Origin of the sequence: Actinomadura meyerae, from assembly GCF_900188445.1 — a bacterium.
GTDB lineage: Bacteria > Actinomycetota > Actinomycetes > Streptosporangiales > Streptosporangiaceae > Spirillospora > Spirillospora meyerae.
This window is the reverse complement of sequence record NZ_FZOR01000030.1, coordinates 13,322-35,691: the sequence shown is the minus strand read 5'-3', so window position 1 is coordinate 35,691 and position 22,370 is coordinate 13,322. Positions and strand designations below refer to the sequence as shown.

Below are 22,370 nucleotides of genomic sequence, written 5' to 3'. Positions count from 1 at the left end.
CGGTCGCCGGCCACGGAGAACAGGAGTGATCATGGCCGCGAAGAAGACGTACGAGGGGTTCACCGCCGAGGAGCGGGCCGCGATGAAGGAGCACGCGCAGGAGCAGAAGAAGGCGGCGCGGCGCGGCTCGCGGGCGGAGAAGGCCGCGGAGGCGGTGCGGGACGTCCTCGCGAAGATCGCCGAGATGGAGGGTTCGGACCGGGCCATGGCCGAGCGCGTCCACGCCGTCGTCACGTCCGCCGCGCCGGACCTCGCGCCGCGGCTCTGGTACGGGATGCCCGCCTACGCGCTGGACGGGAAGGTGCTCTGCTTCTTCCAGAGCGCGGCGAAGTTCAAGGCGCGCTACGCCACGCTCGGGTTCAACGACCCCGCGAAGCTCGACGACGGCCCGATGTGGCCGACCGCGTTCGCGCTGACCGAGGTGACCCCCGAGGTGGAGGAGCGCATCGCCGCCCTCGTGAAGAAGGCGGTGAGCTGAACGCGCCCCTTACCGGACGGCCACCTGGGCGAGCCCCAACTTGTCGAGAGCGGCCTGCCCGGCGGCGGCGTGGTCGCCGCCCGCGAGGACCAGCGTGCGCGCCGCCTGGTACGGGCACCCGGCCGCCTCGAACTCCGCGGCGACCGCGGGCAGGCGCCGGACGTCGCCGTCGAGCAGCGCCTCCGCCCGGTCCACCTGCGCGGACGCGACCGGGTTGCCGGTGACGGCGGTCCGGGCGGCGGCGATCCGCTCCCGGGCACCGGGATGCCCGGCGAGCACCGCCGCCTCCGCCCGCAGCGCCGTGTACCAGTGCAGCCAGACCCAGCAGACCCACTTCCACACCTGGTCGGGCTCGGGGGCGACCCGTTCCAGCGCGGCGTCCGCGTCGCCGTGGTGGAGCAGGACCATGGCGTCGAAGACCGCGCCGTAGCCGAGGCGGTTGTCCCCTTCGGGACCCGCCTTCGCGGCGATCGCGAGCCAGGACGACCGGGCGTCGTCGTCACCGCGCAGCCCGTGGATCATCGCGACCGACGCGGCGGCGGGCGCGAGGGACCGCGACCGCAGGCCGCTCTGCGTCCACGAGTCGAGGAACCGGTCGCTGACCGGGAGCAGCTCGTCCGCCAGCCCGCTGAACGCGTCCGCGACGAGGAGCCAGGACGTGGCGTGATGCCCGGCCTCCACCAGGAGGGGATGGTCGGCGAGCCGCCGGCCCCAGCGGCGCGCCTCCGGCAGCCGCCCGACGCCGACGGCCGTCCCGGCGGCCATGGCGAGGGCGTCCATCAGCTCGTGCGTGCCGGCGGGGCCGTCCGGCTCGGCCGACAGCAGGGCGATCCGGCGGCGTGCGGCGGCCGCCGCCGCGAACGGGTCGCCCGCCCAGCTCTGCGCGCCGGACAGCGCGTCCAGCGCGGCGGACTCGGCGACCGGGTCGCCCGCGCGCCGCGCCAGCTCGACCGCCCGCTCCGCCTGCCGGACCGTCTCCGCGGCCGGGTTGTCCGGGTCGCCCTGGACGGCGCCGAACGCGTCCGCCTCCACCGCCGCCTCCGCCAGCGCGACCGCCGCCTCGGCGGCCGGGGAGTCACCGGACAGGTCTCGCGCCTCCGCGAGGATCGCCGCCACCTCCGCCGCGGGCGGTAGGCGCTCGAACGAGCTGGAGAAGCGGTACGCGACGGTCGCGGCGGCGGCCAGGTCGCGTCCGGCGCCCGTGGTGTCGCCGGCGCGGCGGGCGGCCTCGGCGGCGGCGCGGTGCAGCCGGTACATCTCGCCGTCGAGGCTGCGGCACCCGGCGACGGCGGCGGCATGCCGCAGCGCGGCCGCCGCGTCTGCGCCGTCGGCGGCGAGCCCGGCCGCCTGCTCGAAGCGCTGCTGCGCCTCGCCGAGCAGGTTGCGGGCGAACGCCAGCTCGGCCATGGGCAGCGCGAGCCGGTAGGCGTCCGGGCGCCGCTCCGGCCGCGCGGCGGCCCAGGTCAGCGCGGCCCGCATGTCCTCGGCGGCGTCGTCGAACCTGGCGCGCCAGTCCGCGCCGCCGGTCTCCCGCAGGGCGGACGCGTTGGCCAGGCACCAGCGCAGGTGGCGGGCCCGGACGTCCGCGAGCTCGGCAGCCTCGGCGAGCCGCTCCACCCCGTACTGGCGGATCGTCTCCAGCGCGTGGTAGCGGGTGCCGGACGCGGACGGCGCCACCGAGAGCAGGCTCTGCTCGGCGAGCGCGCCCAGCCCGCCGACGACCGCGGCCGGGTCGAGCGGGCCGAACCCGGCGACCTCGGCGGCGTCCCCGGCGGTGAACGGCGCGACGAACACCGAGACGCGGCGCAGCAGCGCCCGCTCCGGTGGCTCCAGCAGGTCGTGGCTCCAGTCGAGCACCGCCCGCACCGACCGGTGCCGGTCGTCGGCGCGCGGCCCGCCGGTGAGGATCCGCAGCTGGTCGGAGAGGCCCGCCAGCAGGCCGTCCAGCCCGAGCGTGGACCACCGCGCCGCCGCCAGCTCGATCGCCAGCGCCATCCCGCCGAGCCCCTCGCAGACGGCCACCGCCTGCTCCCGCGTCACCGGGTCGGGCGGCAGGCCCGCCACGGCGGCCCGGTCCAGGAACAGCGCCACCGCCTCGGACTCGTCGCCGCCGTCCCGCGACAGCGGCGGGACGGTCACGACGTGCTCGAACGGGACCATCAGCCGGGCCCGGCTCGTCACCAGCACGCGCAGCGGCGGGCAGGCCGCGAGCAGCCGCTCGACGAACGGCGCCACCCCGTCCCGCACGTGCTCGCAGTTGTCCAGCACCAGCAGCGCGCGGCGGTCGGACAGCGCCGCCGCGACCGCGTCGTCGATGCCGCGTCCGGGCTGCTCCCCGACGCCCGCCGCCGCCGCGACCGCCGCGCCGACCCGTCCCGGCTCGGTGACCGGGACCAGGTCCGCGAACCACACCCCGTCGGGGAAGTCGCCCGCCAGGTCGCCGGCCACCGCGAGCGCGAGCCGCGTCTTGCCGACCCCGCCGGGCCCCGCCACGGTCACCAGGCGGCTTCCCCGCACCGCCGCGGCCAGTTCCCGGCGCTCGCGGACCCGGCCGATGAACGCCGTCAGCGGCGCCGGCGGGGCGGGCGCCGACCGCGTCCGGCCGGCGCGGGCGACCTCGTCCGCGTGCCGGGCGAGGGCCCGCCGGTCCGGCAGGGCGAGCTTGCGCAGCAGCGAGGAGACGTGCGACTCGACGGTCCGGACCGACAGCACGAGGCGCGCGGCGATCTCGGCATTGCTCAGGTGCTCCCCGACCAGGGCGAGCACCTCGGCCTCGCGGGCGGAGATCGGCGTCACGGGCCCCATTATCCGTGGCGGGTTCCGTGCCCGGCACGGAAGCGTCCCGCCCGCCGGACGGGCGAACCTGTGGCCGTACCCGCCATCCTTGACCAGAGGAGCGACCGTGCCCCTTCCCGCCCCGCGCTCGCGCGCCGAGCGCCGCCGCGACACCGAGCACCGGCTCGCCCACGACGTGGACGCCTGGGTGGCGACCGCCTCGCCGGACGGCGCGCCCCACCTGGTGCCGCTGTCGTTCGACTGGGACGGCGAGGCGCTGCTCGCGGCCACCCCGGCGGACGGCCCCACCGGCCGCAACCTCGCCGCCACCGGGACCGTCCGGCTGGCGCTCGGCCCCACCCGCGACGTGACCGTGATCGACGGCACCGTGGAAGTGCTCGACCTCGGCGCGCTGCCGGCGGAGCGCGCCGACCGGTTCGCCGCGCGCGCGGGCTTCGACCCGCGCGCGGCGGGCGGCGCCTACCGCTGGTTCCGGATCACCCCGCGGCGCGTCCAGGCGTGGCGCGAGGTGAACGAGCTCCCCGGTCGCGACCTCATGCGGGACGGCCGCTGGCTGGCCTGACGTCCCGTCTGGCCGCTTTCAGCCCGTTCGGGCGGGAACCGGACGGCCGATCGGTGCATCTATACCTCCGACATCACAAGACATGGGGGTATATGTGAAGCGCGCAGTCCCGGTCCTCGCCGCTGCCGCGGCCGGCGGCGTCCTGGTGCTCGGCGGATGCCAGTCGAACTCGCACAGCTGCGTCAACGGCAAGTGCCACGTGACCGTGACCGGCGCCGGGCAGACCGTGGAGGTCAACGACGTCGACGTCACCGTCTCGCGGATCTCCGGCCAGGGCATGACGGTCTCGGCGGACGGCTCCGCGCCCGCCACCATCGCCAGCGGCCAGCGCGCCCGGGTGGGCCCGGTGACGATCACGGTGACCTCGATCGAGGGCGACAAGGTCAAGTTCGACCTGTCCTGACCCGGCCTGACCTGTCCTGACCTGTCCTGACGCGGCCGCTACGGGGCCTCCACACCGGAGATCAGGTACCGGTTCACCTCGGCGCCGCGCAGCTGCGCCGCCTGCTCCGGTGACGGCCCCGACCCACGGAAGCGCTCGACGTCCTCGCCGCTCTCCCAGCGCTCGTAGACGTTGATCCGGCCGGGTTCCAGGAGGTCGGCCGAAATGGCGAAATCGAGGCACCCCGGCGCCTTTCTCGCCTGCTCGACGACCTCCCTGCACCCGTCCAGATAGGCGTCCCTGGCCTCGGCGTCCACAAAAAGCCGCCCCGAGATGATGATCATGCTTGACCTCCCGTGCCGTCCGTAGCACCGACCGGCCCAGTGTGCCGGACGCCACCGACAAACCCGAGGCGAGGCGGCCCCGCCATCACGGCGGCCACCTCACCGGATCCGACAATTCACGCATATTCGTCCAGCTAGTGGCGATGGCGCCACATCGCCGTTTTTGGGATGGTATGGCTCCTGTCGGACGTGGGCAGTTCAGCGCGGCACAACCCGCCGTACCCTGAAACGGGCTTGGGAGTTGGGGGAAATGAAGCGTCTGTACGAACGTTCCAGCAGACGGTCCGAGCCGGGGGCCCTCGACCCGGAACTGCGGGCGGCGATCGCCGCCCACGCCCGGGAGCACCTGCTCGGCGACGCGCTCGGCGGCGCGGAGTGGTGCTGCGTCACGCGCAGCGTCCGGCTGAAGCGGCCGGGGCCGCTGGCGAGGCTGACGGGGTCGGGCGACCCCGACGCCGAGCACACGACGGTCGCACTGCTCCTGCCCACCTACCTCGTGGTGGCCGTGGCCGGGGAGCGCCGGGGCGTCCACGTCCGGTCGATCTGGCTGGGGGACGTCAGCATCGACGTGCCGCCGCCCGTCGTCCCGGACACGGGGGTCACCGCCACCGGGCCGTGGTCGGGCGCGCCGAAAGCGGCCTCGTTCCACCTCGCCCTGGGCGACGACGCCGACGGCAAAGCCTTCCTGACCGCCTTGCGCAACGCCGTCACCGCCGCGAAGTCGCGCGGTTAGGGGGCGGCGCGATCGTCCGGGGCGGCCGGGGCCTCCTCGGGGTCGCGGCCCACCGCGTGGCGCCCGCCGTCGACCGGGAGGACGGCGCCGTTGACGAAGCTCGCCTCCTCCGAGAGCAGGTACGCGACGGCGGCGGCGACCTCGTCCGGACGCCCCACGCGACCGACCGGGTGGAGCCGCCGCATCTCGCCCTCGATCCTCGCGACCTCCTCAGGCGCCCGGTCCGCTAGGAAGCGCTCGTACCGCTCGGTGGTGATGGAGCCCAGCGCGACGGCGTTCACGCGGATGCCGTGCGGGCCGTGGTCGACGGCGAGGGCGCGGGTGAGCGCCTCGGTCGCCGCCTTCGCCGTCGCGTAGGGCAGCGACCCCCGCACCGGACGCCGCGCCTGATGGGATGACACGTTGACGATGGCTCCGCCCGTCCCGGCCTCCAGGAAGCGGCGGACGGCGGTCACGCAGCCGACCACCGCGGGGTCGAAGTTCATGGCGACCAGGTCCAGCAGTTCCCGCGCCGACGGGTTCGCGACGTCGCGGAAGACGGCCGCGTTGTTGACCCACCCGGCGAGCGTGCCCACCTCCTGTGCCAGGTCGGCGGCCCGCTCGGCGACGCTCTCGTCGGCGGCGCTCCCGATGACGGCGGTGGCGCCCGGGACGCCGTCCGCCCACGCGACCGCCGCCGCGTCCAGCTCGATCACCACGACCCTGCCCCCGTCGCGAAGCAGGCGCTCGGCGATCGCGCGCCCCACTCCGCGTCCACCGCCGGTCACGACGTACGACCGACTCACCGCACACCCCTTTCGCTCTCGCTCAGACGATGCGGGCGCAGAGTACTCCCTTGCGGAAGCCCGTCCACCTCAGCGAGCCGCTCGGGCACTCGCTCTCGTAGTAGCCGGTGAACTGGAGGATGTAGTTGAACCCCCGGGGCACGGTGCTCTTGCCGCAGCCCCACGAGGTCATGAGTCCGTGCCCGGTGATGGCCGCCGTGCTGCCTTTCTTCGTGCTCTTCTTGCCCAGGAAGCACTCGCCCTCCCTGAACTGCCGCCGCACGCAGAGGTAGATGCGCTCTCCGTCGAAGGTGGGCGAACTCCACCAGCTCTCCCCGTCGAGCGCCTCGGCCTGGCACGAGCTGCCGGAGTCCTCGATGGCGTAGACCTTCACGTACGCGTCGCTCCGGCCGCAGGAGACGGCCTCCGGCTCGTCCTCGGTCCACTCGGAGGAGTCGTAGGGATCCTCGTGCGCGTTCAGGCAGTCGCCCACCCTGATCTCGTCGAACGCCTCGTAGGTCGGGTCGGGCGTCGGGGTGGGGCTCGACGATGTCCGCGAGCCGCCCGAGAGGCCGGACGTCCAGGTGCGGGTCGGCGTGGGCGACGACGTGATCGGCGACGTCCCGCCGGTGTTGCCGGACGAGTCGGACTTGTCCTGGATGGCGAGGGCGATGACCACGGCGATCAGCAGCACCCCGATGATCCCGGACGCGATCCCGCCGGACGACGCCTGCTGCTTGGCCTTCGGCCGCGGCGGCTGCCGCGGCGGGACCTGCGGCTGTGCCTGCGGCTTGGGCTGTGCCTGCGGTTGGGGCTGCGACTTCGGTCTGGACTTCGGCTCGGACTTCGCCTTCGACTTGGGCTTGGAGCCGGACTTGGACCCGGACCCGGACTTGGACTTGGACCCGGACTTGGGCTTCGGCTCGGGCGGTGCCTTCGGCTTGGGCTTCTTCTCGGGCTCGGGAGTCCTCCCGGCGGCGCCTCCCGCGAAGACCTCCGTCTCGGCGACGCGCGTGGCGATCATCGTGGTGACCTTCTCGGGGAGGGACATGCCCTCGTCCCGGGCCAGCGCGGCGCAGCGCTCCAGGAACTCCTCGGTCGGCGGACGGTCGTCCGGGTCCTTCTCCAGCCCCGCCGCGACCAGCTCCAGCAGCGACGCCGGGACGCCCGCGAGCTCGGGCTCCTCGTGCCGGACGCGGTAGCCGAGGGCGTCCGCGGGCCCCTCCCCGAACGGGTGGCGCCCGGTGGCGGCGAAGGTCAGCACGGCGGCCAGGCAGAACACGTCGCTGGCCGGGCCGATGCCGCGGCCGAGGTACTGCTCGGGCGACATGTAGCCGGGCGTCCCCGCCACGGTCAGGCTCTGGGACGTGGCGTCCATCGCGCGGGCGATGCCGAAGTCGATGATCCGGGCGCCGTCCCGGGCGAGCAGCACGTTCCCCGGCTTGAGGTCCCGGTGGATCACGTTCTGCTCGTGGACGGCCCGGAGCCCCTCGGCCAGGCCGGCGCCGAGCGCGGCCACCGACACCTCGGGCAGCGGGCCGTTCTCGTCCACGGCCTCCTGCAGCGTCGGCCCGGCGATGTACTCGGTCACGAGCCAGGGCGGGTCGTCGTCCGGGTCGGCGTCGACCACGTGCGCCGTGTAGAAGCCCCCGATGCGGCGCGCGGCGGCGACCTCCTTCGCGAACCGCCGCCTGAAGGAGTCGTTGTCCGCGAAGTGCGGATGGACGACCTTGACCGCGACCAGCCGCCGCCCCTGGGAGCGTCCGAGATACACCCGGCCCATCCCGCCGGCCCCGAGCCGGGCCAGCAGCCGGTAGGGCCCGACCTGCTCCGGATCTCCCGCCCTGAGCGCCTTGAGTCCAGCCCCGGACATCCCACCCCCCGCACCTGCGGCACATGATCGTCTTTTTGACGCCCACAGTACCGAGAGTGTTCGTCCCGTTCTGCGTCTTCCGACGCACTGCCCACACTCACTCGCGGGCGGCGAGGAGGGACGTCGGAGCCGGTCTCGTCGCGGCCGTCGCGGTCAGCGCCGCCGCGGCGGTGGTGACGGCCAGGGACGCCCCGGCGAGCAGGCCGAGGAGCGTCCACGGCGGCCGCGATCACGACGGCGTTGACGACCGCGATCGCCGCGTACAGGCCGGACATCCCCATCAGCACGGCCATGATCCCCATCGTTCCGCGCTGCTGCTCGGCCACCCTGGCGTCGGCCCACCGGCCCACGGTGCGCACCTCGCCGATTCCGGCGGCGCGGATCCGGGCGGCGACCGCCTCCGGTGAGGCGCCGGGCGCCACCCGCACCATGGTCTCGGTCGGCGCGTCCGCGAGCATCGCGGCCGGGACGAGGTCGCGCGGCACGAGGAAGTTGCCGCTCCCGTTCTCCAGGACTTCCGGCATCCGCGCGACGGTGCGCAACGTGACCCGGCGGTCGCCGATCCGCGCCGTCACGGTGCGGCCCCGGACGCCCTGCGCGGCCAGCCGGGGCCCGATCGCGACGGTGCGCCCGTGCAGCGCGTCCAGTGGGAGCAGGGTCGACTTGCCGGAACCGGACGGGCCCATCACGGCGGTCCAGGTGGCGGCCGGGAACGCGATGCTGACATCTGCGAGCGCGTGGACGCGCGTCTCGCCCGTCCCGTAATGCCGGCTCACCTGATGCAGTTGCACCGGCGGGGGGCAGATGGTCCGCCGGCGGGGGCGGCAGATGGTCCGCCGGTGGGGGCGGCAGGTGGCTCTCCGGTAGGGGTGGCCTGTGGTTCATTGCAGCGCGCCGAGGTCGATGCCGCGCGCCAGGGCCTGGTAGCCCGCGTCGTTGGGGTGCAGGCCGTCCTCGTACACGTACGCCAGGCGCGGACGGTCGCGGTCGGCGGGGTCGGCCATGATGCGGTCGGCGTCCAGGACCGCGTCGTACTCGCCGCTGGTGCGGATCCAGTGGTTGATGGCGTCGCGCTCCTTCTCGACCTGCGGCGTCCACGCCGGGAACAGGGCGCCCTTCAGCGGCACGATGGTCGTGCCGATGACCTTCAGGCCGCGGGCATGGGCCGCCCGGATCAGCAGGCGCTGCGCATCGATGACCTGGCGGGCGGTCGACGGCCCGCCGGGCACCAGGCAGGGGTCGCCGGGAGTGACGCGGATGTCGTTGGCGCCCAGGTGCACGATGACCGACCGGACGCCCGGCCGGGCCAGGACGTCCCGGGCGAACCGCGCGGTGGCCTTCTCTCCGGCGCACGCCGAGTCGTACCGGAGCCGGTTCCCGCCGATCCCCGCGTTGACGACGCCGAGCGGGCGGCGGGCGGCGGCGAGCCGTTCCGCGAGCGCGTCCGGCAGCCGCGCGTCGGCGCCCGGGGTCGCGCCGACCCCGTCGATGAGCGAGTCGCCGAAGGCCACCACCGAGCCGCCGCCGCTGCCGCCGGAGACGTCGACACCGGCCAGGTAGTACAGCGCGTCGGTGGTCTCGGTGTAGGCGTCCGAGCCGATGTCGGACAGGTGGTCACCGGGCGCCCGGTAGGCGGTCCCGCTCGTGAAGCGGTGGAACGTGGCCGGTCCGGTCGCGCCGGTGAACCGCAGCGTGACGGCCAGCCTCTCCAGCGGCACGGTGGCCAGCGGCACCGGATCGCTGACCAGTTCCCGGCCCGCCGGGATGGTCGCGGAGCGGCCGCCGCCGAACGTCAGCGCCGCCGTGGTGCCCGGCCATACTTTGCCGCCGCCCCCCGACCGTCCGACCGCGCCGGCGGCGACCCGCAGCGGGGCCGTGCCGTAGCGGTTCGACAGCCGGATCCGGATCTTCGTGCCGCCGGTGCTCAGCCGGACGACCTGGCGCAGCGAATGGTCGCGGAAGCCCTCCACCGACCAGTTCGGCCCGTCGTCCTCGCCCGCCGCGAGCGGCCGCTGCATCGCCGTCCCCCAGCTCTGTGACCAGCGCGCCGACGTCGCGGCGGCCGGTCGCGCGGACGCTTCGGAACCGCCCGGCAGGGCGGGCGCGAACCCGGCGATCAGCACCGCGCCGGCCACGCCGGCCAGGGGGAGGATCATCCGTGCGGAAGGCTTTCGTCTCATGCCCCGATCCCACCGCCGAGGCACCCCGCGCCGCATCACGGCAGCCCCCCGACTTCGAGGTATGCCCAGCACTACCCGGACTCGGCACCGGAAGGGCCCGGCTACGGTACGCCTGTGCCGAACGACGTACCGCCGACCGCGCTGGCCGCCATGGGGCGGCGCCGGTTCCTGCTGACGGCCTGGCCCTGGTGCGCGGCCGCGTTCGCGCTGTCCACCGCGCCGGTCGCTCTCGCCGCATGGCTGCCGCTGGCCGTGCCCGCGCTGCTGTGGCTGTCGGCGGCCTCCCCGGACACCGGCCTCGGCGAGCGGGCGCTCTTCGCCGTCCTCGGCGCCCTGCTCGCCGCCGTGCTGGGGCCGCCGGTCACGCTGCCGCTGGCCCGGCTGGAACGCCGCCGCCTGCGGCTGGTCGACGCCCGTCCGGCGCGGTCGGGCCACCGGCGCCCGCCCGCCCCCGGTCTCGGCCCCTGGCTGCGCACCCGCTGCGCCGAACCGGCGACCTGGCGCGAGCTCGGCTACTTCCTGCTGGTCGCGGCGATCGCCCCGGTGCTGTACGCCGCGCTGTTCGCGGTGCTGGCGTTCCAGCTCGGCACCATCGCCGCGCCGCTGATCCTGCTGGACGGCGACGGTCCGATGGCGCTCGGGCCGGTCACGGTCGCCACCCCGGCGGAGGCGCTCCCCTTCGCGATCGCCGCGCTCGCGCTACTGCCCGCCGTCCCGTACCTGCTCGCGCTCGTCGCGGGCGCGCAGGCCGCGCTCGCCCGGACGCTGCTCCAGGGCGGCTCCGGGGCACGGCTCCAGGCCGAGCTGGTCGAGGTCGAGCGCTCCCGGGCCCGGCTGGTCGACGCGTTCGACGCCGAGCGACGCCGCATCGAGCGCGACCTGCACGACGGCGCCCAGCAGCGGCTCGTCACGCTCACCATGAAGCTCGGGCTCGCCCGCATGGACCTGCCGCGCGACTCCCCGGCGGCCGAGGGCGTCGCCGACGCCCACCGGGAGGCCAAGCAGCTCATGACCGAGCTGCGCGAGCTGATCCACGGCATCCACCCGCGCGTGCTCACCGACCGGGGGCTGGCGGCGGCGCTGGGCGAGCTGGCCGACCGGTCGACGCTCCCGGTCGAGGTCGAGGCCGACCTGCCCGGCCGGCCCCCGCGCCACGTGGAGGGCGCCGCCTACTTCGCCGCCGCCGAGGCGCTCACCAACGCCGCCAAGCACAGCGGCGCCGGGCGCGCCCGGGTCACCGCGCGGTGGGACGACGGCGTCCTCGTCGTGGAGGTCGCCGACGACGGCGCGGGCGGTGCCGATCCGCGCCTCGGCACCGGGCTGACCGGCCTCGCCGACCGGATCGCGGTGATCGACGGCAGACTGCTGGTGTCGAGCCCCGCCGGGGGGCCGACGGTCGTCCGTGTGGAGCTTCCGTGCAGCCTGAGCGAACCCCCGTCCGCGTAGTCCTCGCCGAGGACGGCGCCCTCCTGCGGGAGGGCCTCGCCGGCCTGCTCGCCAGGTTCGGGTTCGAGGTGGCCGCCGCCGTGGGCGACGCCGAGGCGCTGCTCGCGGCCGTCGCCGAGCACCGCCCGGACCTGGTCGTCACCGACATCCGGATGCCGCCGGGCTTCTCCGACGAGGGCCTGCGCGCCGCCGTCGAGCTGCGCCGCGCCGACCCCGGCCTCGCGGTCGTCGCGCTCAGCCAGTACGTCGAGCTGAGCTATTCCGCCGACCTGCTCGACTCCGGGACGGGCGACCGCGTCGGCTACCTGCTCAAGGACCGGGTCGTGGACGTCGCCGACTTCGCCGAGTCGCTGCGCCGGGTCGTGGACGGCGGCACGGTGGTGGACCCGCAGGTCGTCCGGCAGCTCATCCGCCGCCGCCGGGACCCCCTCGCCGAGCTGTCCCCGCGCGAGCACGAGGTGCTCGCGCTCATCGCCGAGGGCTGCTCCAACGCCGCCATCGCCCGGCGGCTCGTCGTCACGGAGGCCACGGTCGGCAAGCACGTCCGCGGCATCTTCGCCAAGCTCGGCCTGCCGCAGACGGACGACACGCACCGCAGGGTCCTCGCGGTGCTGGCCTACCTGCGCGGCAGAGCCTCGGAGGCCGGCTGACCCTGCGGCTCGCCGACGGGGTCCCCGGCGGGGCTCGCATCGAAGCCGTCGGAGGGGTGCAGGGTCTCCCAGATGCGGACGAGCTGCTCGCAGACCTCGGTGATGTCGGTGATCGGGAGCTTGCCGGTCTCGCCGGTGCGGGCGCACCAGCGGAAGGTCGCCGACTCGCACCACACGGTGATGTCGCCCCGGCCGGACAGGACGGAGGTGCCGAGTTCGTCGCCCGGGACGAGGTCGTGCACGCCGCGCTGGACGAGCAGCGCGTGCAGGTCGCGCGTGGCGTGCGCGCCGTCCATGCGCCAGTTGTGCCGGTGGCGGCGCGCCGTGCGGGGCAGGGGCAGCGCGAACCAGGTCGCCTTCCCCCGGACGGCCGGGGACCGGAGCCGGGAGCGGGACGGGTGGTGCCCCCAGCGGCCGCCGGTCAGCAGCTCGATGATCTCCAGCCCGCGGCCGTGCTCGGGCATCGGCCCGCCCGGCGCGGGCGGGCGCCAGGCGCGGAGCGTGTCGAACGCCTTGACGACCAGCTCGTCGGTGCCGCGCCCGTCGGCGCGCTGGTAGACCCAGAGTTCGGCGCCGGACGGGCCGTCGCCGGGGGTCGCGTGCTGTAACACGTTCGTGGCCAGCTCGCTGACCATGAGCGTGATGTCGTCGACGTCCCGGACGGCGAGGCCGAGGGCGGGCAGCAGGCCGGTGACGTGTGCGCGGGCGACTCGCGCGATCGTCTCGTCCCCGGGCAGGGGCAGCGCCGCGCAGCCGCCGTTCTCCAGTCTCCAGGGGATTCCGCACGTCGCTGCGGCCTTGGTCATGACGCCCACCTCGGCTGGTCTGGGAGACATTCGCAAATCAGACATTCGCGACCTGAACCTCAGAGGTTCGTGAGTCGCTATGTGTGAATCACAGATACAAGCTTCGCACATTTCCGGCCCCCCGGCGGGACATATCGCAAGGAACATACGGCGACAGTTGAGACGTTCACCAAGGCCCCACAAAGAGCACAAAACGTGTGCATGTTCGGAGACACGTGCACGTACCGGCGGACCCGGGACGGACGGGGCCCACCGCTGTAGCGTGGACGGCGCCTGAGAGAGGGCCGCACACATGACGATCCCCCAGGGGTGCAGCCCTGGGGGATCGTGTGTGCGGCCCGGTCAGGGCCCGTTCCCGGTGCTAGCGGTCGTACCGGCCGGCGCGCACGTCGTCGAGGAACGAGGCGAAGACCGAGCGGGGGACGACGTGCGCCCCCGCCTCGGGCGTCCGGCTGTCGCGCAGCCCGGTGGCGGTGCCGAGGTCGGCGACCTCGACGCATCCGCCGTTGCTGCTCGCGCTCGCGGTGGCCTTGAACCACCGTGCCTGAGAGAGGTCCATTTCACTCCAGCGTCGCGATGAGTTTCTCCAGGTGCTTCGCGGTATCGGCGGGGCTCAGCGCCGCCGCGCGGATCTGCTCGAAGATCTCGCCATACGCCTCCACTCTGCTCGGGTCGTCGATCTCCTGGATGTCGGCGTCGTTCTCGAGGAAGACCATGGACGGCTCCCCGCAGGGGAACCGGAAGATGTTGACCAGCGTCGACATGCCCGGGTGCAGCCCGTCCGCGAAGCGCAGCAGCCGGATCTCGACGTTCGGCCGGGCGGACATCGCGAGCAGGTGGCGGAGCTGGGCGCGGCGGTCGCCGGGGTCGCCCCACTCGTACATCAGGGACGCCTCGGTGACGACCGCGGTCAGCTCGGGCGCGGTGCCGTCGGCGCGGTCGAGGATCTGCTGCCGGCGCAGCCGGGCCCGCAGCGCCTGCTCCCGCCACTCCGGGGTCCGCGTCCCGGACGTGAGCAGCGCCTGCATGTACGGCAGGGTCTGCAGGAGGCCGGGCAGCACCAGCGGCATGACCACCCGGATGCTCGACGCGTCTCCCTCGTAACCGGGGAACTCGTTGTCGAAGACGTCCGGGTAGTCACGCCACCAGGCCCGCTGCCTGGCGCGCGTCGCGAGTTCCTCGAGCTCGTCGAGGTCGCTGCCCTCGTAGATGCGCGCCAGGTCGCGGATGTCACTGAGTTCTGGACGAACCCAGTTGTTGGCCTCGAACCGGCCGACCTTGCCCCTTCCCCAGTTCAGCCGGTCGCAGACCTGGTTGGCCGTGTATCCGGCCGCGACGCGCAGCTCCCGCAGGCGGCGCGCCAGCCCCCGCTTGGCAATGGTGGCGCCGTACGCCTCGCTCATCGACGCCACCTCCCTTGACATACGGCCGCCATCAGCATACGCCTTCCGAATTTGTGAATCACAGATCTGGCCGGATGAGGAAGTGCTTCACGAATCGCCGTCACGGCGCCCGCCTCACGACGCGGCGCGGTCGAACTCGCCCTTCCGCACACCGTCCAGGAAGCAGGCCCATTCATGCTGGTCGAAGACCGAGATCAGGTCGCCGGACGTGCGCAAAAGGGTCCATTCTCCGACAAAAGCGACTTCGATGGCTCCCTCGTCGCTTCCGGAGCGCCGCCAGTCGAGGGCGTCCGGGTCGACGCCCAGCTCCGCCGCCGTCGGCTTCCTCATAGCGGCTTCCTCGCCACAGCGCAGTAGCCCAGCCGCGAGCCATCACTATCGGCCTCGTCAGGGTCCTCGGCGCCCCAGACGCCCAGATGGCACACCTCCGCGGGCGCCCCCTCGTACGGCGGGACGATCTCCAGCCCGGCGAAGAACCGCTCGATCTCCGCGCGCGGCCGCGGGTAGGCGCCGCCGGACGACGACCTGGCGTACACCGCGGTCACCTGGTCGAGCTCCTCGCTCACCTGGCGGTCGCTGCTGATCGAGGACAGCGCCACGTAGCTGCCCGGCGCGAGCCGGTCCACGTACCGCCGGACGACGCCCCACGGGTCGTCCTCGTCCGGCACGAAGTGGGTGACCGTCACCAGCAGCAGCGCCACCGGCTCGGCCAGGTCGATCAGCGCGTTGGTCTCCTCGTGGGCGAGGAGGCCCTCCGGGTCGCGGAAGTCGGCGGTGATGAACGCCGTCCCCGACACGCCCTCCAGCAGGGACTTCGCGTGGATCTCGACCAGCGGGTCGTTGTCGACGTACAGGACCCGCGCGTCGGGCGCGACCTTCTGCACCGCGTCGTGGGTGTTGTTGCCCGTCGGCAGGCCGGCGCCGATGTCGATGAACTGCCTGACGCCCTGCTGCGCCAGCCACCGCACCGAGCGCTGGAGGAACCCGCGGTTCGCCCACGCGGCGTCCTCCAGGTCGGGCATGTGCGCGCGGACCTTCTCCACGGCCTCGCGGTCGACCGTGAAGTTGGCCGAGCCGCCGAGGATGTAGTCGTACATTCGGGCCGGGCTGGGGATCGTGCTGTCCACCCCGGGAGGAGCCTGCTCGATGTCGCTCACCGCTTGGCCTCCATTGCCGCGTCTTGTGATGCACTGCCGCATCTTGTGATGCACGAATTATGAAGCAATTGGTCAAGAAGGGGCGAAGCCGAGCCAAGGGCGCAGGGGGCCACAGGTGGTTCGGCGCGGACGCCTCCGGGCATCACCCGCCGAAGGGCCGAAAGGGGGGAACGACCATGAAGACCGCACCTGACCTGGCGCTCCGCCAGCTGACCTTGCAATTCATCGGGAACGCCACGACCGTGCTGCGCTGCGGGCCGTTCACGCTGCTGACGGATCCGAACTTCCTGCACCGCGGGGAGCGCGCCTATCTCGGTTTCGGGCTCACGTCCCGGCGGCTGACCGAGCCCGCCCTGCGGATCGAGGAGCTGCCGCGGCTCGACGGGGTCGTCCTGTCCCACCTGCACGGCGACCACTGGGACCGGGTCGCCCGCGCGAAGCTCGACCGCGGCCTGCCGATCGTCACGACGCCGCACGCGGCCCGGCGGCTCCAAGGCTGGCACCGCTTCCGGCACGCGATCGGGCTGCGCACCTGGGAGTCGCACACCATGGTGAAGGACGGCGCGCTGCTCCGGATCACCTCGATGCCGGGACGGCACGCGCCCGGTGCGGCCCGCATGCTGCTGCCCCCGGTGATGGGCAGTCTCCTGGAATTCGGCCCGGCCACGGGCGAGGTGCGGTTCCGCCTCTACATCACCGGCGACACGCTGATGTTCGACGGCGTCCACCAGATCGCCCGCCGCGCCCGGGACATCGACCTCGCCGTCCTGCACCTGGGCGGCACCAAGCTGCCCGGCGGGCTCATCGTCACGATGGACGCCGTCCAGGGCGCCGACCTGTTCGAGGCGATCCGTCCCGCGCGGGCGGTGCCCGTCCACTACAACGACTACGGCGTCATGAGCTCACCCCTGGACGACTTCCGCCAGGAGATGGAACGCCGTGGCTTCGGTGACCTGGTGACTTACGTCGGGCCGGGCCAGACCCACACCTTCGGCCAGCAGACCGCCTGAGCCAACTGACCGCCTGAGCCAGCAGACGGCCTGAGCCAACAGACCACCTGAACGCAGCCTCAGACCGCCTGAACGGCCGGCGGGCCGAGGCGTCCTAGCGTCCTATCCGCTTGCGCATGGCGTGCGCCATCCGCAGGGGGAACAGACCCATGAACGGTGCGCGGCGGCCCATGTCGTCGGTGTCCTTCTTGTCGAAGGCACGGGCGTAGCGCTGCGCCTCCGAGGTGGTGGCGTACTCCTTCGCGTCCCCGGCACCGCACCCGCGCACGCACGTCCAGCGCATGGTCGTGCCTTCGGCGGCGAAGCGGTAGTCGTGCCCGAAGATGTGGCAGGTCTTCATCGGTCACGCCTCCGTGTCCGCGTCGGAGTTCTCGGGCGGCCCGTACTCGTTGCCCGCGAGGGGGCGGGCCCGTCCCTCGTGGACGGCCTCGCGCAGCGCGGCGCGGAACCGCCCGGGGCCCCAGTAGCGGGCGCCGACCATCTCGGCGAGCCGGGCGCGGCCGGTCGGCCCGTGCTCGGCGAGCGCCTGCGCGATGGCGTTGACCTCGCGGTCCAGGGCGATGTCCGCGCCGGACGACCACTCACCCGACCGGCCGGTCATCATGCCCGGCGAGTAGAAGGTCTGCCCTGGGCCGGGCAGGAACCGGCGCAGCCCCGCGCGGCGCTCCCGCTCGCGGCGCAGCAGCCGGGCGCGGATCCGCTCGTCGCGCTCGCGCGCCGCCCGCTCCCGCTCCGCCGCCTCGGCGCGCTCCCGCTCGGCCTGCTCGGCCGTGCCCGCCTCCGCGGCCAGCGACTCGGCGGCGGACCGGTGCTGCGCGGCCTCCATCCGGTCGGCGGCGGACTCGGCGCGCAGCCGGTGGACGGCGGCGCGCCGCTCATGCTCCGCGGCCCCCTCCTCGTCGCCGTCGGCGCGGGCCGTGTGGGCGAGCGCCAGCTCGTTGTGCATGCGCTCCCACTCGGCGTAGGTCTCGGCCTGCTCCAGGGCGATCTCGGCCTCGTTCCCTTCAAGCCCGGCGGCGCGCGCGTGCGTCTCGGCCGCCATCGCCCGCTGCTCGCCGGCCCGTGCCCGCTCGTCCGCGGCGGCGGCCAGCGTCGCGTGCAGCGCGGAGTCCTCCTCGTTCTCCGCGGCCAGTGACTCGACCCGCTCGCGGAGCGCGCGCGCCCGCTCCTCGGCCGCCTCGGCGCGGCTGAGGGCGCTCGCGCGCTCGGTGTCGTCGCGGGTGCGCTCGGCTTCGGCCCGCTCGTCGTGGGCGGTGGCCTCCTCGGTGAGGCGCTCGGCGTCCCACTCGGCGATCTGCGCGAGGACCTCCTCGACGCGGAGCCGTTCGAGGGCGGCGGCGTCCCCCTCATCCGCGCGCGGCCGCAGCTGGTGGACTGCGGCGCGGTGCTCGGCGGCGCGCGCCCGGCCCTCCTCGGCGTGCCGCCGGGCCTCCAGCGCCTCGCGGCGCTCTGGCAGGCGCTCGGCCGCCGCCTTCGCAGCCGCCCCCTTCGGAGCCGCCTTCGCAGCCCCCTTCGCAGGCGCCTTCTCCGGGGCCTTCTCGACGGGTTCGCCGTCCGCCGCCTCCGCGGTGAGGGGCCGGGCGATGTTCTCCAGCGACGCCTGCTCGGCGCGGACGCCGAAGAACAGCTCCGCGACCCCGCCCACCGCCATGATCGCGGCACCGACGAAGAAGCCGATCGCGACCTTCTCCACGGCGCCGCTGTCGATCAGGTTGCCGAAGATGAGCGGGCCGGTGATGCCGCCGGCGGCCGTGCCGATCGCGTAGAAGAACGCGATCGCCAGCGCGCGGGTCTCCATCGGGAAGATCTCGCTGACCGTCAGGTAGGCGGAGCTGGCGCCGGCGGAGGCGAAGAAGAACGTCACCGAGACCAGCGCGATGAACGTCCAGCTCGACAGCGCGCCGGTCGCCAGGAAGACCCCGAGGACCACGGTCAGCGCGGCCGACATGAAGTACGTCCCGGAGATCATCGGCTTGCGGCCGACGGTGTCGAACATCCGCCCGAGCAGTAGCGGGCCGAGGAAGTTGCCGACCGCGAACAGCGCGATGAAGTACGGCACCGCCCCGGACGCGACGTCGAAGTACTTGCTGAGGATCGTGCCGAGGTCGAACGTCACCGCGTTGTAGAGGAACGCCTGCCCGACGAACAGCGCGAACCCGAGCGTCGCCCGCTTCGGGTAGACCTTGACCGCGACCTGCGCGATCTCCCGGAACGGGATGGCCCGGCGCTGCCGCACCGTGATGCTCTCGCCCGGCTCGGCGAGCTCCTGGCCGGTGTCCTCGCGGACCTCGGCCTCGATGCGGTCGACGATCGCCTCGGCGTCCTCCTCCCGGCCGTGGATGAACAGCCAGCGCGGGCTCTCCGGCACGTGCCGCCGGACGATCATGATCGCCAGGCCGAGCACGCCGCCGATCCCGAACGCCAGCCGCCAGCCGAGGTCCTGCGGGAAGATCGAGGTGTCCAGCAGCAGCAGCGCGGCCAGCGCGCCGAGCGCGGACCCCACCCAGTAGCTGCCGTTGATCGCGAGGTCGACGCGGCCGCGGGCGCGGGCCGGGATCAGCTCGTCGATGGCCGAGTTGATCGCCGCGTACTCGCCGCCGATGCCCATCCCGGTGACGAACCGGCACGCGAAGAAGTACCAGGGCGCGAAGGCGAACGCGGTCGCCACCGTCGCGAGGACGTAGACGACCAGCGTGAGGATGAACAGCTTCTTTCGGCCGAACCGGTCGGTGAGCTGGCCGAAGAACAGCGCGCCGAGGCACGCGCCCGCGACGTAGATCGCCGCCGCGAGCCCGATGTCGGACGGGGACAGCTCGATGCCGCTGCCCGACTCGGTGAGCCGCGCCGCGACGGAGCCGACGATGGTGACCTCGAGGCCGTCGAGGATCCAGACCGTCCCCAGCCCGACGACGATCATCCAATGGAACCGCGACCACGGCAGCCGGTCCATCCGCGCCGGAACGCGCGTGGTGATCGTGCCCAACCGTGCATCGGCGGTCATGCGGAAGCCCCTTCCGAGCGGACCCGGCGGTCGCCTACGTGATCACCGGTAGGGCTACCCCTCACCCGGTCGTCACACCTCGCCACGCACGGTGGAGCGCACATAACCCAAGAAAAGGACTGCCGATATCCGGAATGCCGCAACAAAACAGTTCTCCCCCGCCGGGATCGCGGTGCCTCGCTAGTCTCGGCGCATGACCGGCACCCTCCCCTCGAACGAGCCGTCCGGCGACCGGCCGGCCATCGACTCCTCCGTCCCGCACACGGCGCGGGTCTGGAACTACTGGCTCGGCGGCAAGGACAACTACATCGTCGACCGGGAGCTCGGCGACCAGATCCAGGCGGTGCTCCCCGACATCGTGGCCTCGGCCCGCGCCGACCGCGGCTTCCTCGGCCGCGCCGTCGCCCACCTGGCCGGAGAGGCCGGGATCCGCCAGTTCCTGGACCTCGGGACGGGCCTGCCCACGGCCGGCAACACCCACGAGGTCGCGCAGGGCATCGCGCCGGAGGCCCGCGTCGTCTACGTCGACAACGACCCGCTGGTGCTCACGCACGCGCACGCCCTGCTGACGTCCACCCCCGAGGGCGCCACCGACTACATCGAGGCGGACGTCCGCGATCCGGAGAGCATCCTGGAGCGGGCGTCGGCGACGCTGGACTTCTCGCAGCCGGTCGCGATCATGATGCTGGGCATCCTGAACTTCATCCCCGGCGAGGACGAGGCGCAGCGGGTCGTGGACCGGCTGGTCGCCGCCGTCCCGTCCGGCAGCCACCTCGCGATCGCCCACCCGTCCGGGGAGGTCGACGGCGAGGCCGCGCAGCAGGCGGTCGACATGAGCAACCAGGCGGGGGTCGCGCAGATGCGGCTGCGCAGCAAGGCGGAGCTGGAGCGCTTCTTCACCGGCCTGGAACTGCTGGAGCCGGGCGTCGTGTCGTGCTCGCAGTGGCGCCCGGTCCTCAGCGGCGAGGCGCCGCCGAAGCCGGTCTACCAGTTCTGCGGCCTCGGCCGGAAACTCTGACACTGCCCGCCCGTACGGTGGGCGGGTGAGCGTCGAGGAGTTTCTGCGGATCGTGCACGGGCTGCCCGAAGTGGTGGAGAACGACGCGTTCGGCGGCATGTCCGGTTTCCGCGTGCGCGGGAAGGGTTTCTGCTACCTCAACGAGGCGGAGGGCACCATCCTGGTGAAGGCGACCCGCGAGGAGCAGGCCGCCCTCACCGCCGAGGAGCCGGACGTGTTCCGCCCGTCCTATACCAGCGGTCGCTTCGGCTGGCTGGAGGTCGAGATCGCCGGGATCGGCCCCGGCGAGATGACCGAGCTGGTCACCGAGGCGTGGCGGCTCACCGCCCCGAAACGCCTCTCCCGTACCCTCGATCCGGCGCCGTGAGCCCGGACGGGCCCGGCTCGTCGGACGGGCCGGCTCATCGGACGGTGCGCCCTCATCGGACGGTGCGCCGGTTCCCCCCGAACCGCCTGTAGGGCTCGGACGCGGCGGCGGAGTCGGGGCCGCCGACCTCGGTGACGTCCAGCCGGGTGTGCAGGCCGGTGACGTGCAGGATGCGCAGCACCTTGGGCCGCGGCCGGCGCAGGCGGACCCGGCACCCGCGCGTGCTCAGCTCCTTGTGGGCCCACACGAACACGGCGAGACCGCTGGAGTCGGCGAAGGTCAGCTCGGAGAGGTCCAGCAGCAGCAGCTGCGGGTCGTTCGCGGCCATCACCGTGGTGATGTGCCGGCGCAGCGGTTCGGAACCGGCGACGTCGAGCTCGCCCTTCAGGCGCAGCTCCACGGTCGTCCCGTCGAAGCGGGTGCCGACGGCCAGCAGCGGCGTGCCGCCGGCGGTGGCGAGGCCGGTCTCGATGGGAAGGCCGGTCTCGATGGGGGGGTCGGGTGCGGTCGTGCGGGTGCCGGGGAGCCGGCGCCTGTCTGCGGTGGTCACAGAGCCTCCAAGGGCATGCGTGAGTTCTCCGGGACCGGGCAGGTGACAAGGCCGGGCCGCTGCGGAGCGGTGGAAGAGCAATGGGTTGTTCTGGAAAGAGATGCGGGTTCGGGGGGCGCCGGCCTCAGGACGTTCCTTCGGCGAGGATCTCGGCGGCCAGATCGGCGACACGGCGACGGGCGTCGCGGGCCTGCTTGCGCAGCAGGTGGAACGCCGCGACGGTGTCCAGCCTGTGGGTGGCCATCAGGAAGCCGATGGCGCGTTCGATCACGACCCGGTAGTCCAGGGCGTACTGCAGCTGGCCCGCGGTCGTGCTGTGCTCGCGGGAAGAGAGCGCCGCCGCCATGAGCTCCCCTACCAGCTCGGCGTAGGCGTGCAGCGCGGTGAAATCGGAGTCGTCCCACCCGTAGGGCTGGGACCGGTAGACGTTGAGCGTGCCGACCGGGCTCCCGCCCAGCAGCAGCGGCACTCCGGCGACCGCCCGCACGCGCTCGTCGAGCACGTCCACGAGCTGCGGCCAGCGGGGGTCGGAGCGGACGTCCTTGGTGGAGACGGACCTGCCCTCGACATAGGTGTCGTAGCAGGGCCCCTGCCCGGCGCTGGCCTGGGCCTCCTCCAGGGACCGGCCGACCTCGTCGGAGGCGGCCACGTACAGTAGCGACTCGGAGTCGTCGATGAGCATGATGCCGGCGCCGTCATAGCCGAAAAGCCGGTCCACCGAGCTGACGACCTGCTGGAGCGCGCGCCACGTCCGAGTCGACGGGCGCCTTGCGCAGAACCTCCAGACTGCACACCAGCGCTTCGGTGTCGATATGCATCATGCTCCACATCCTTGAATGCGAGATCGGCG

The 22,370-nt window shown here is 73.6% G+C and carries 24 protein-coding genes; 10 read left to right on the top strand and 14 right to left on the bottom strand.

Annotated elements, in window-relative coordinates:
* Positions 1-31: 31 nt before the first annotated feature.
* Positions 32-478, top strand: coding sequence for an iron chaperone (locus CHF16_RS26695; RefSeq protein ID WP_089328891.1), 447 nt, complete (start codon positions 32-34; stop codon positions 476-478).
* A 9-nt stretch (positions 479-487) separates the two neighbouring features.
* Here the strand turns inward: CHF16_RS26695 and CHF16_RS26690 are convergent, their stop codons facing one another.
* Positions 488-3,274, bottom strand: coding sequence for an ATP-binding protein (locus tag CHF16_RS26690; RefSeq protein WP_425427515.1), 2,787 nt, complete (start codon positions 3,272-3,274; stop codon positions 488-490).
* 106 nt (positions 3,275-3,380) lie between these two features.
* On the opposite strand from CHF16_RS26690, the gene CHF16_RS26685 reads away from it, so the two are divergent.
* Positions 3,381-3,836 (top strand): pyridoxamine 5'-phosphate oxidase family protein, encoded by a 456-nt coding sequence (locus tag CHF16_RS26685; protein WP_245869254.1) that lies wholly within the window; start codon positions 3,381-3,383, stop codon positions 3,834-3,836.
* A gap of 94 nt (positions 3,837-3,930) precedes the next feature.
* Positions 3,931-4,239 carry a hypothetical protein gene (locus tag CHF16_RS26680; RefSeq protein WP_089328888.1) on the top strand — a complete coding sequence of 103 codons (309 nt, stop codon included), beginning with the start codon at positions 3,931-3,933 and terminating at the stop codon, positions 4,237-4,239.
* Between the two features lie 38 nt (positions 4,240-4,277).
* Here the strand turns inward: CHF16_RS26680 and CHF16_RS26675 are convergent, their stop codons facing one another.
* Positions 4,278-4,562, bottom strand: a complete 285-nt coding sequence (locus CHF16_RS26675) for a putative quinol monooxygenase (RefSeq protein ID WP_089328887.1) — start codon at positions 4,560-4,562, stop codon at positions 4,278-4,280.
* Positions 4,563-4,812: 250 nt separating this feature from the next.
* Between CHF16_RS26675 and CHF16_RS26670 the strand changes: the two genes are divergently transcribed.
* Positions 4,813-5,295 carry a hypothetical protein gene (locus tag CHF16_RS26670; RefSeq protein ID WP_089328886.1) on the top strand — a complete coding sequence of 161 codons (483 nt, stop codon included), beginning with the start codon at positions 4,813-4,815 and terminating at the stop codon, positions 5,293-5,295.
* Here CHF16_RS26670 and CHF16_RS26665 read toward each other — a convergent pair.
* Positions 5,292-6,080, bottom strand: coding sequence for an SDR family NAD(P)-dependent oxidoreductase (locus CHF16_RS26665; protein ID WP_089328885.1), 789 nt, complete (start codon positions 6,078-6,080; stop codon positions 5,292-5,294). The two genes, CHF16_RS26670 and CHF16_RS26665, sit on opposite strands and share 4 nt — an antisense overlap.
* Before the next feature lie 22 nt (positions 6,081-6,102).
* The gene (locus CHF16_RS40975; RefSeq protein ID WP_218826846.1) at positions 6,103-7,932 is read right to left on the bottom strand and encodes a serine/threonine protein kinase; all 1,830 of its coding nucleotides are present in this window, start codon (positions 7,930-7,932) and stop codon (positions 6,103-6,105) included.
* Positions 7,933-8,223: 291 nt separating this feature from the next.
* Between CHF16_RS40975 and CHF16_RS40470 the strand changes: the two genes are divergently transcribed.
* Positions 8,224-8,697 carry a hypothetical protein gene (locus CHF16_RS40470; RefSeq protein ID WP_179271715.1) on the top strand — a complete coding sequence of 158 codons (474 nt, stop codon included), beginning with the start codon at positions 8,224-8,226 and terminating at the stop codon, positions 8,695-8,697.
* A gap of 116 nt (positions 8,698-8,813) precedes the next feature.
* Here CHF16_RS40470 and CHF16_RS26650 read toward each other — a convergent pair whose 3' ends face one another.
* Positions 8,814-10,112, bottom strand: a complete 1,299-nt coding sequence (locus CHF16_RS26650; protein WP_089328884.1) for an SGNH/GDSL hydrolase family protein — start codon at positions 10,110-10,112, stop codon at positions 8,814-8,816.
* Positions 10,113-10,226: 114 nt separating this feature from the next.
* Between CHF16_RS26650 and CHF16_RS26645 the strand changes: the two genes are divergently transcribed.
* Both CHF16_RS26645 and CHF16_RS26640 read left to right on the top strand, forming a co-directional pair.
* On the top strand, positions 10,227-11,558 hold the full coding sequence (locus tag CHF16_RS26645; RefSeq protein ID WP_245869251.1) for a sensor histidine kinase: 1,332 nt from the start codon (positions 10,227-10,229) through the stop codon (positions 11,556-11,558).
* Positions 11,528-12,208, top strand: a complete 681-nt coding sequence (locus CHF16_RS26640) for a response regulator (protein WP_089328883.1) — start codon at positions 11,528-11,530, stop codon at positions 12,206-12,208. The genes CHF16_RS26645 and CHF16_RS26640 overlap by 31 nt, the downstream gene beginning before the upstream one ends.
* On the opposite strand, the gene CHF16_RS26635 is transcribed toward CHF16_RS26640, so the two are convergent.
* From CHF16_RS26635 to CHF16_RS26615, 5 genes are all read right to left on the bottom strand, one after another.
* Complete coding sequence (locus CHF16_RS26635) at positions 12,175-13,014, bottom strand: ATP-binding protein (RefSeq protein WP_089328882.1); 840 nt, start codon at positions 13,012-13,014, stop codon at positions 12,175-12,177. The two genes, CHF16_RS26640 and CHF16_RS26635, sit on opposite strands and share 34 nt — an antisense overlap.
* A gap of 361 nt (positions 13,015-13,375) precedes the next feature.
* Positions 13,376-13,573 carry a DUF397 domain-containing protein gene (locus CHF16_RS26630; protein ID WP_089328881.1) on the bottom strand — a complete coding sequence of 66 codons (198 nt, stop codon included), beginning with the start codon at positions 13,571-13,573 and terminating at the stop codon, positions 13,376-13,378.
* 1 nt (position 13,574) lies between these two features.
* Positions 13,575-14,417, bottom strand: a complete 843-nt coding sequence (locus tag CHF16_RS26625; protein ID WP_179271714.1) for a helix-turn-helix domain-containing protein — start codon at positions 14,415-14,417, stop codon at positions 13,575-13,577.
* A 114-nt stretch (positions 14,418-14,531) separates the two neighbouring features.
* Positions 14,532-14,747, bottom strand: a complete 216-nt coding sequence (locus CHF16_RS26620) for a DUF397 domain-containing protein (protein ID WP_089328879.1) — start codon at positions 14,745-14,747, stop codon at positions 14,532-14,534.
* Positions 14,744-15,574, bottom strand: coding sequence for an SAM-dependent methyltransferase (locus tag CHF16_RS26615; RefSeq protein WP_089328878.1), 831 nt, complete (start codon positions 15,572-15,574; stop codon positions 14,744-14,746). The genes CHF16_RS26620 and CHF16_RS26615 overlap by 4 nt, the downstream gene beginning before the upstream one ends.
* Positions 15,575-15,750: 176 nt before the next feature.
* Here CHF16_RS26615 and CHF16_RS26610 point away from each other — a divergent pair, with 176 nt between their 5' ends.
* Positions 15,751-16,584, top strand: coding sequence for an MBL fold metallo-hydrolase (locus tag CHF16_RS26610; RefSeq protein ID WP_089328877.1), 834 nt, complete (start codon positions 15,751-15,753; stop codon positions 16,582-16,584).
* 94 nt (positions 16,585-16,678) lie between these two features.
* Here CHF16_RS26610 and CHF16_RS26605 read toward each other — a convergent pair whose 3' ends face one another.
* Positions 16,679-16,924, bottom strand: coding sequence for a hypothetical protein (locus tag CHF16_RS26605; RefSeq protein ID WP_089328876.1), 246 nt, complete (start codon positions 16,922-16,924; stop codon positions 16,679-16,681).
* A gap of 3 nt (positions 16,925-16,927) precedes the next feature.
* The gene (locus tag CHF16_RS40970; RefSeq protein WP_089328875.1) at positions 16,928-19,585 is read right to left on the bottom strand and encodes an MFS transporter; all 2,658 of its coding nucleotides are present in this window, start codon (positions 19,583-19,585) and stop codon (positions 16,928-16,930) included.
* Between the two features lie 193 nt (positions 19,586-19,778).
* Between CHF16_RS40970 and CHF16_RS26595 the strand changes: the two genes are divergently transcribed.
* Positions 19,779-20,603 (top strand): SAM-dependent methyltransferase, encoded by an 825-nt coding sequence (locus tag CHF16_RS26595; RefSeq protein ID WP_089328874.1) that lies wholly within the window; start codon positions 19,779-19,781, stop codon positions 20,601-20,603.
* Positions 20,604-20,628: 25 nt separating this feature from the next.
* Positions 20,629-20,970 (top strand): MmcQ/YjbR family DNA-binding protein, encoded by a 342-nt coding sequence (locus CHF16_RS26590; protein ID WP_245869248.1) that lies wholly within the window; start codon positions 20,629-20,631, stop codon positions 20,968-20,970.
* A 52-nt stretch (positions 20,971-21,022) separates the two neighbouring features.
* Here the strand turns inward: CHF16_RS26590 and CHF16_RS26585 are convergent, their stop codons facing one another.
* Together CHF16_RS26585 and CHF16_RS26580 are read right to left on the bottom strand one after the other, a co-directional pair.
* A complete protein-coding gene (locus CHF16_RS26585; protein ID WP_179271713.1) occupies positions 21,023-21,520 on the bottom strand; it encodes an STAS domain-containing protein in 498 nt (165 codons plus the stop codon).
* Between the two features lie 124 nt (positions 21,521-21,644).
* Complete coding sequence (locus CHF16_RS26580; protein ID WP_281259397.1) at positions 21,645-22,334, bottom strand: GAF and ANTAR domain-containing protein; 690 nt, start codon at positions 22,332-22,334, stop codon at positions 21,645-21,647.
* Positions 22,335-22,370 lie beyond the last annotated feature (36 nt).

Excerpts from the sequence above, each read along its gene's own strand:
- CHF16_RS26595 (WP_089328874.1), top strand. The coding sequence starts at position 19,779 with ATGACCGGCACCCTCCCCTCGAACGAGCCGTCCGGCGACCGGCCGGCC.
- CHF16_RS26675 (WP_089328887.1), bottom strand. The coding sequence starts at position 4,562 with ATGATCATCATCTCGGGGCGGCTTTTTGTGGACGCCGAGGCCAGGGAC.
- CHF16_RS26630 (WP_089328881.1), bottom strand. The coding sequence starts at position 13,573 with ATGGACCTCTCTCAGGCACGGTGGTTCAAGGCCACCGCGAGCGCGAGC.
- CHF16_RS26695 (WP_089328891.1), top strand. The coding sequence starts at position 32 with ATGGCCGCGAAGAAGACGTACGAGGGGTTCACCGCCGAGGAGCGGGCC.
- CHF16_RS26635 (WP_089328882.1), bottom strand. The coding sequence starts at position 13,014 with ATGACCAAGGCCGCAGCGACGTGCGGAATCCCCTGGAGACTGGAGAAC.
- CHF16_RS26670 (WP_089328886.1), top strand. The coding sequence starts at position 4,813 with ATGAAGCGTCTGTACGAACGTTCCAGCAGACGGTCCGAGCCGGGGGCC.
- CHF16_RS26650 (WP_089328884.1), bottom strand. The coding sequence starts at position 10,112 with ATGAGACGAAAGCCTTCCGCACGGATGATCCTCCCCCTGGCCGGCGTG.
- CHF16_RS40975 (WP_218826846.1), bottom strand. The coding sequence starts at position 7,932 with ATGTCCGGGGCTGGACTCAAGGCGCTCAGGGCGGGAGATCCGGAGCAG.
- CHF16_RS26620 (WP_089328879.1), bottom strand. The coding sequence starts at position 14,747 with ATGAGGAAGCCGACGGCGGCGGAGCTGGGCGTCGACCCGGACGCCCTC.
- CHF16_RS40470 (WP_179271715.1), top strand. The coding sequence starts at position 8,224 with ATGATCCCCATCGTTCCGCGCTGCTGCTCGGCCACCCTGGCGTCGGCC.
- CHF16_RS26610 (WP_089328877.1), top strand. The coding sequence starts at position 15,751 with ATGAAGACCGCACCTGACCTGGCGCTCCGCCAGCTGACCTTGCAATTC.
- CHF16_RS40970 (WP_089328875.1), bottom strand. The coding sequence starts at position 19,585 with ATGACCGCCGATGCACGGTTGGGCACGATCACCACGCGCGTTCCGGCG.
- CHF16_RS26605 (WP_089328876.1), bottom strand. The coding sequence starts at position 16,924 with ATGAAGACCTGCCACATCTTCGGGCACGACTACCGCTTCGCCGCCGAA.
- CHF16_RS26625 (WP_179271714.1), bottom strand. The coding sequence starts at position 14,417 with ATGAGCGAGGCGTACGGCGCCACCATTGCCAAGCGGGGGCTGGCGCGC.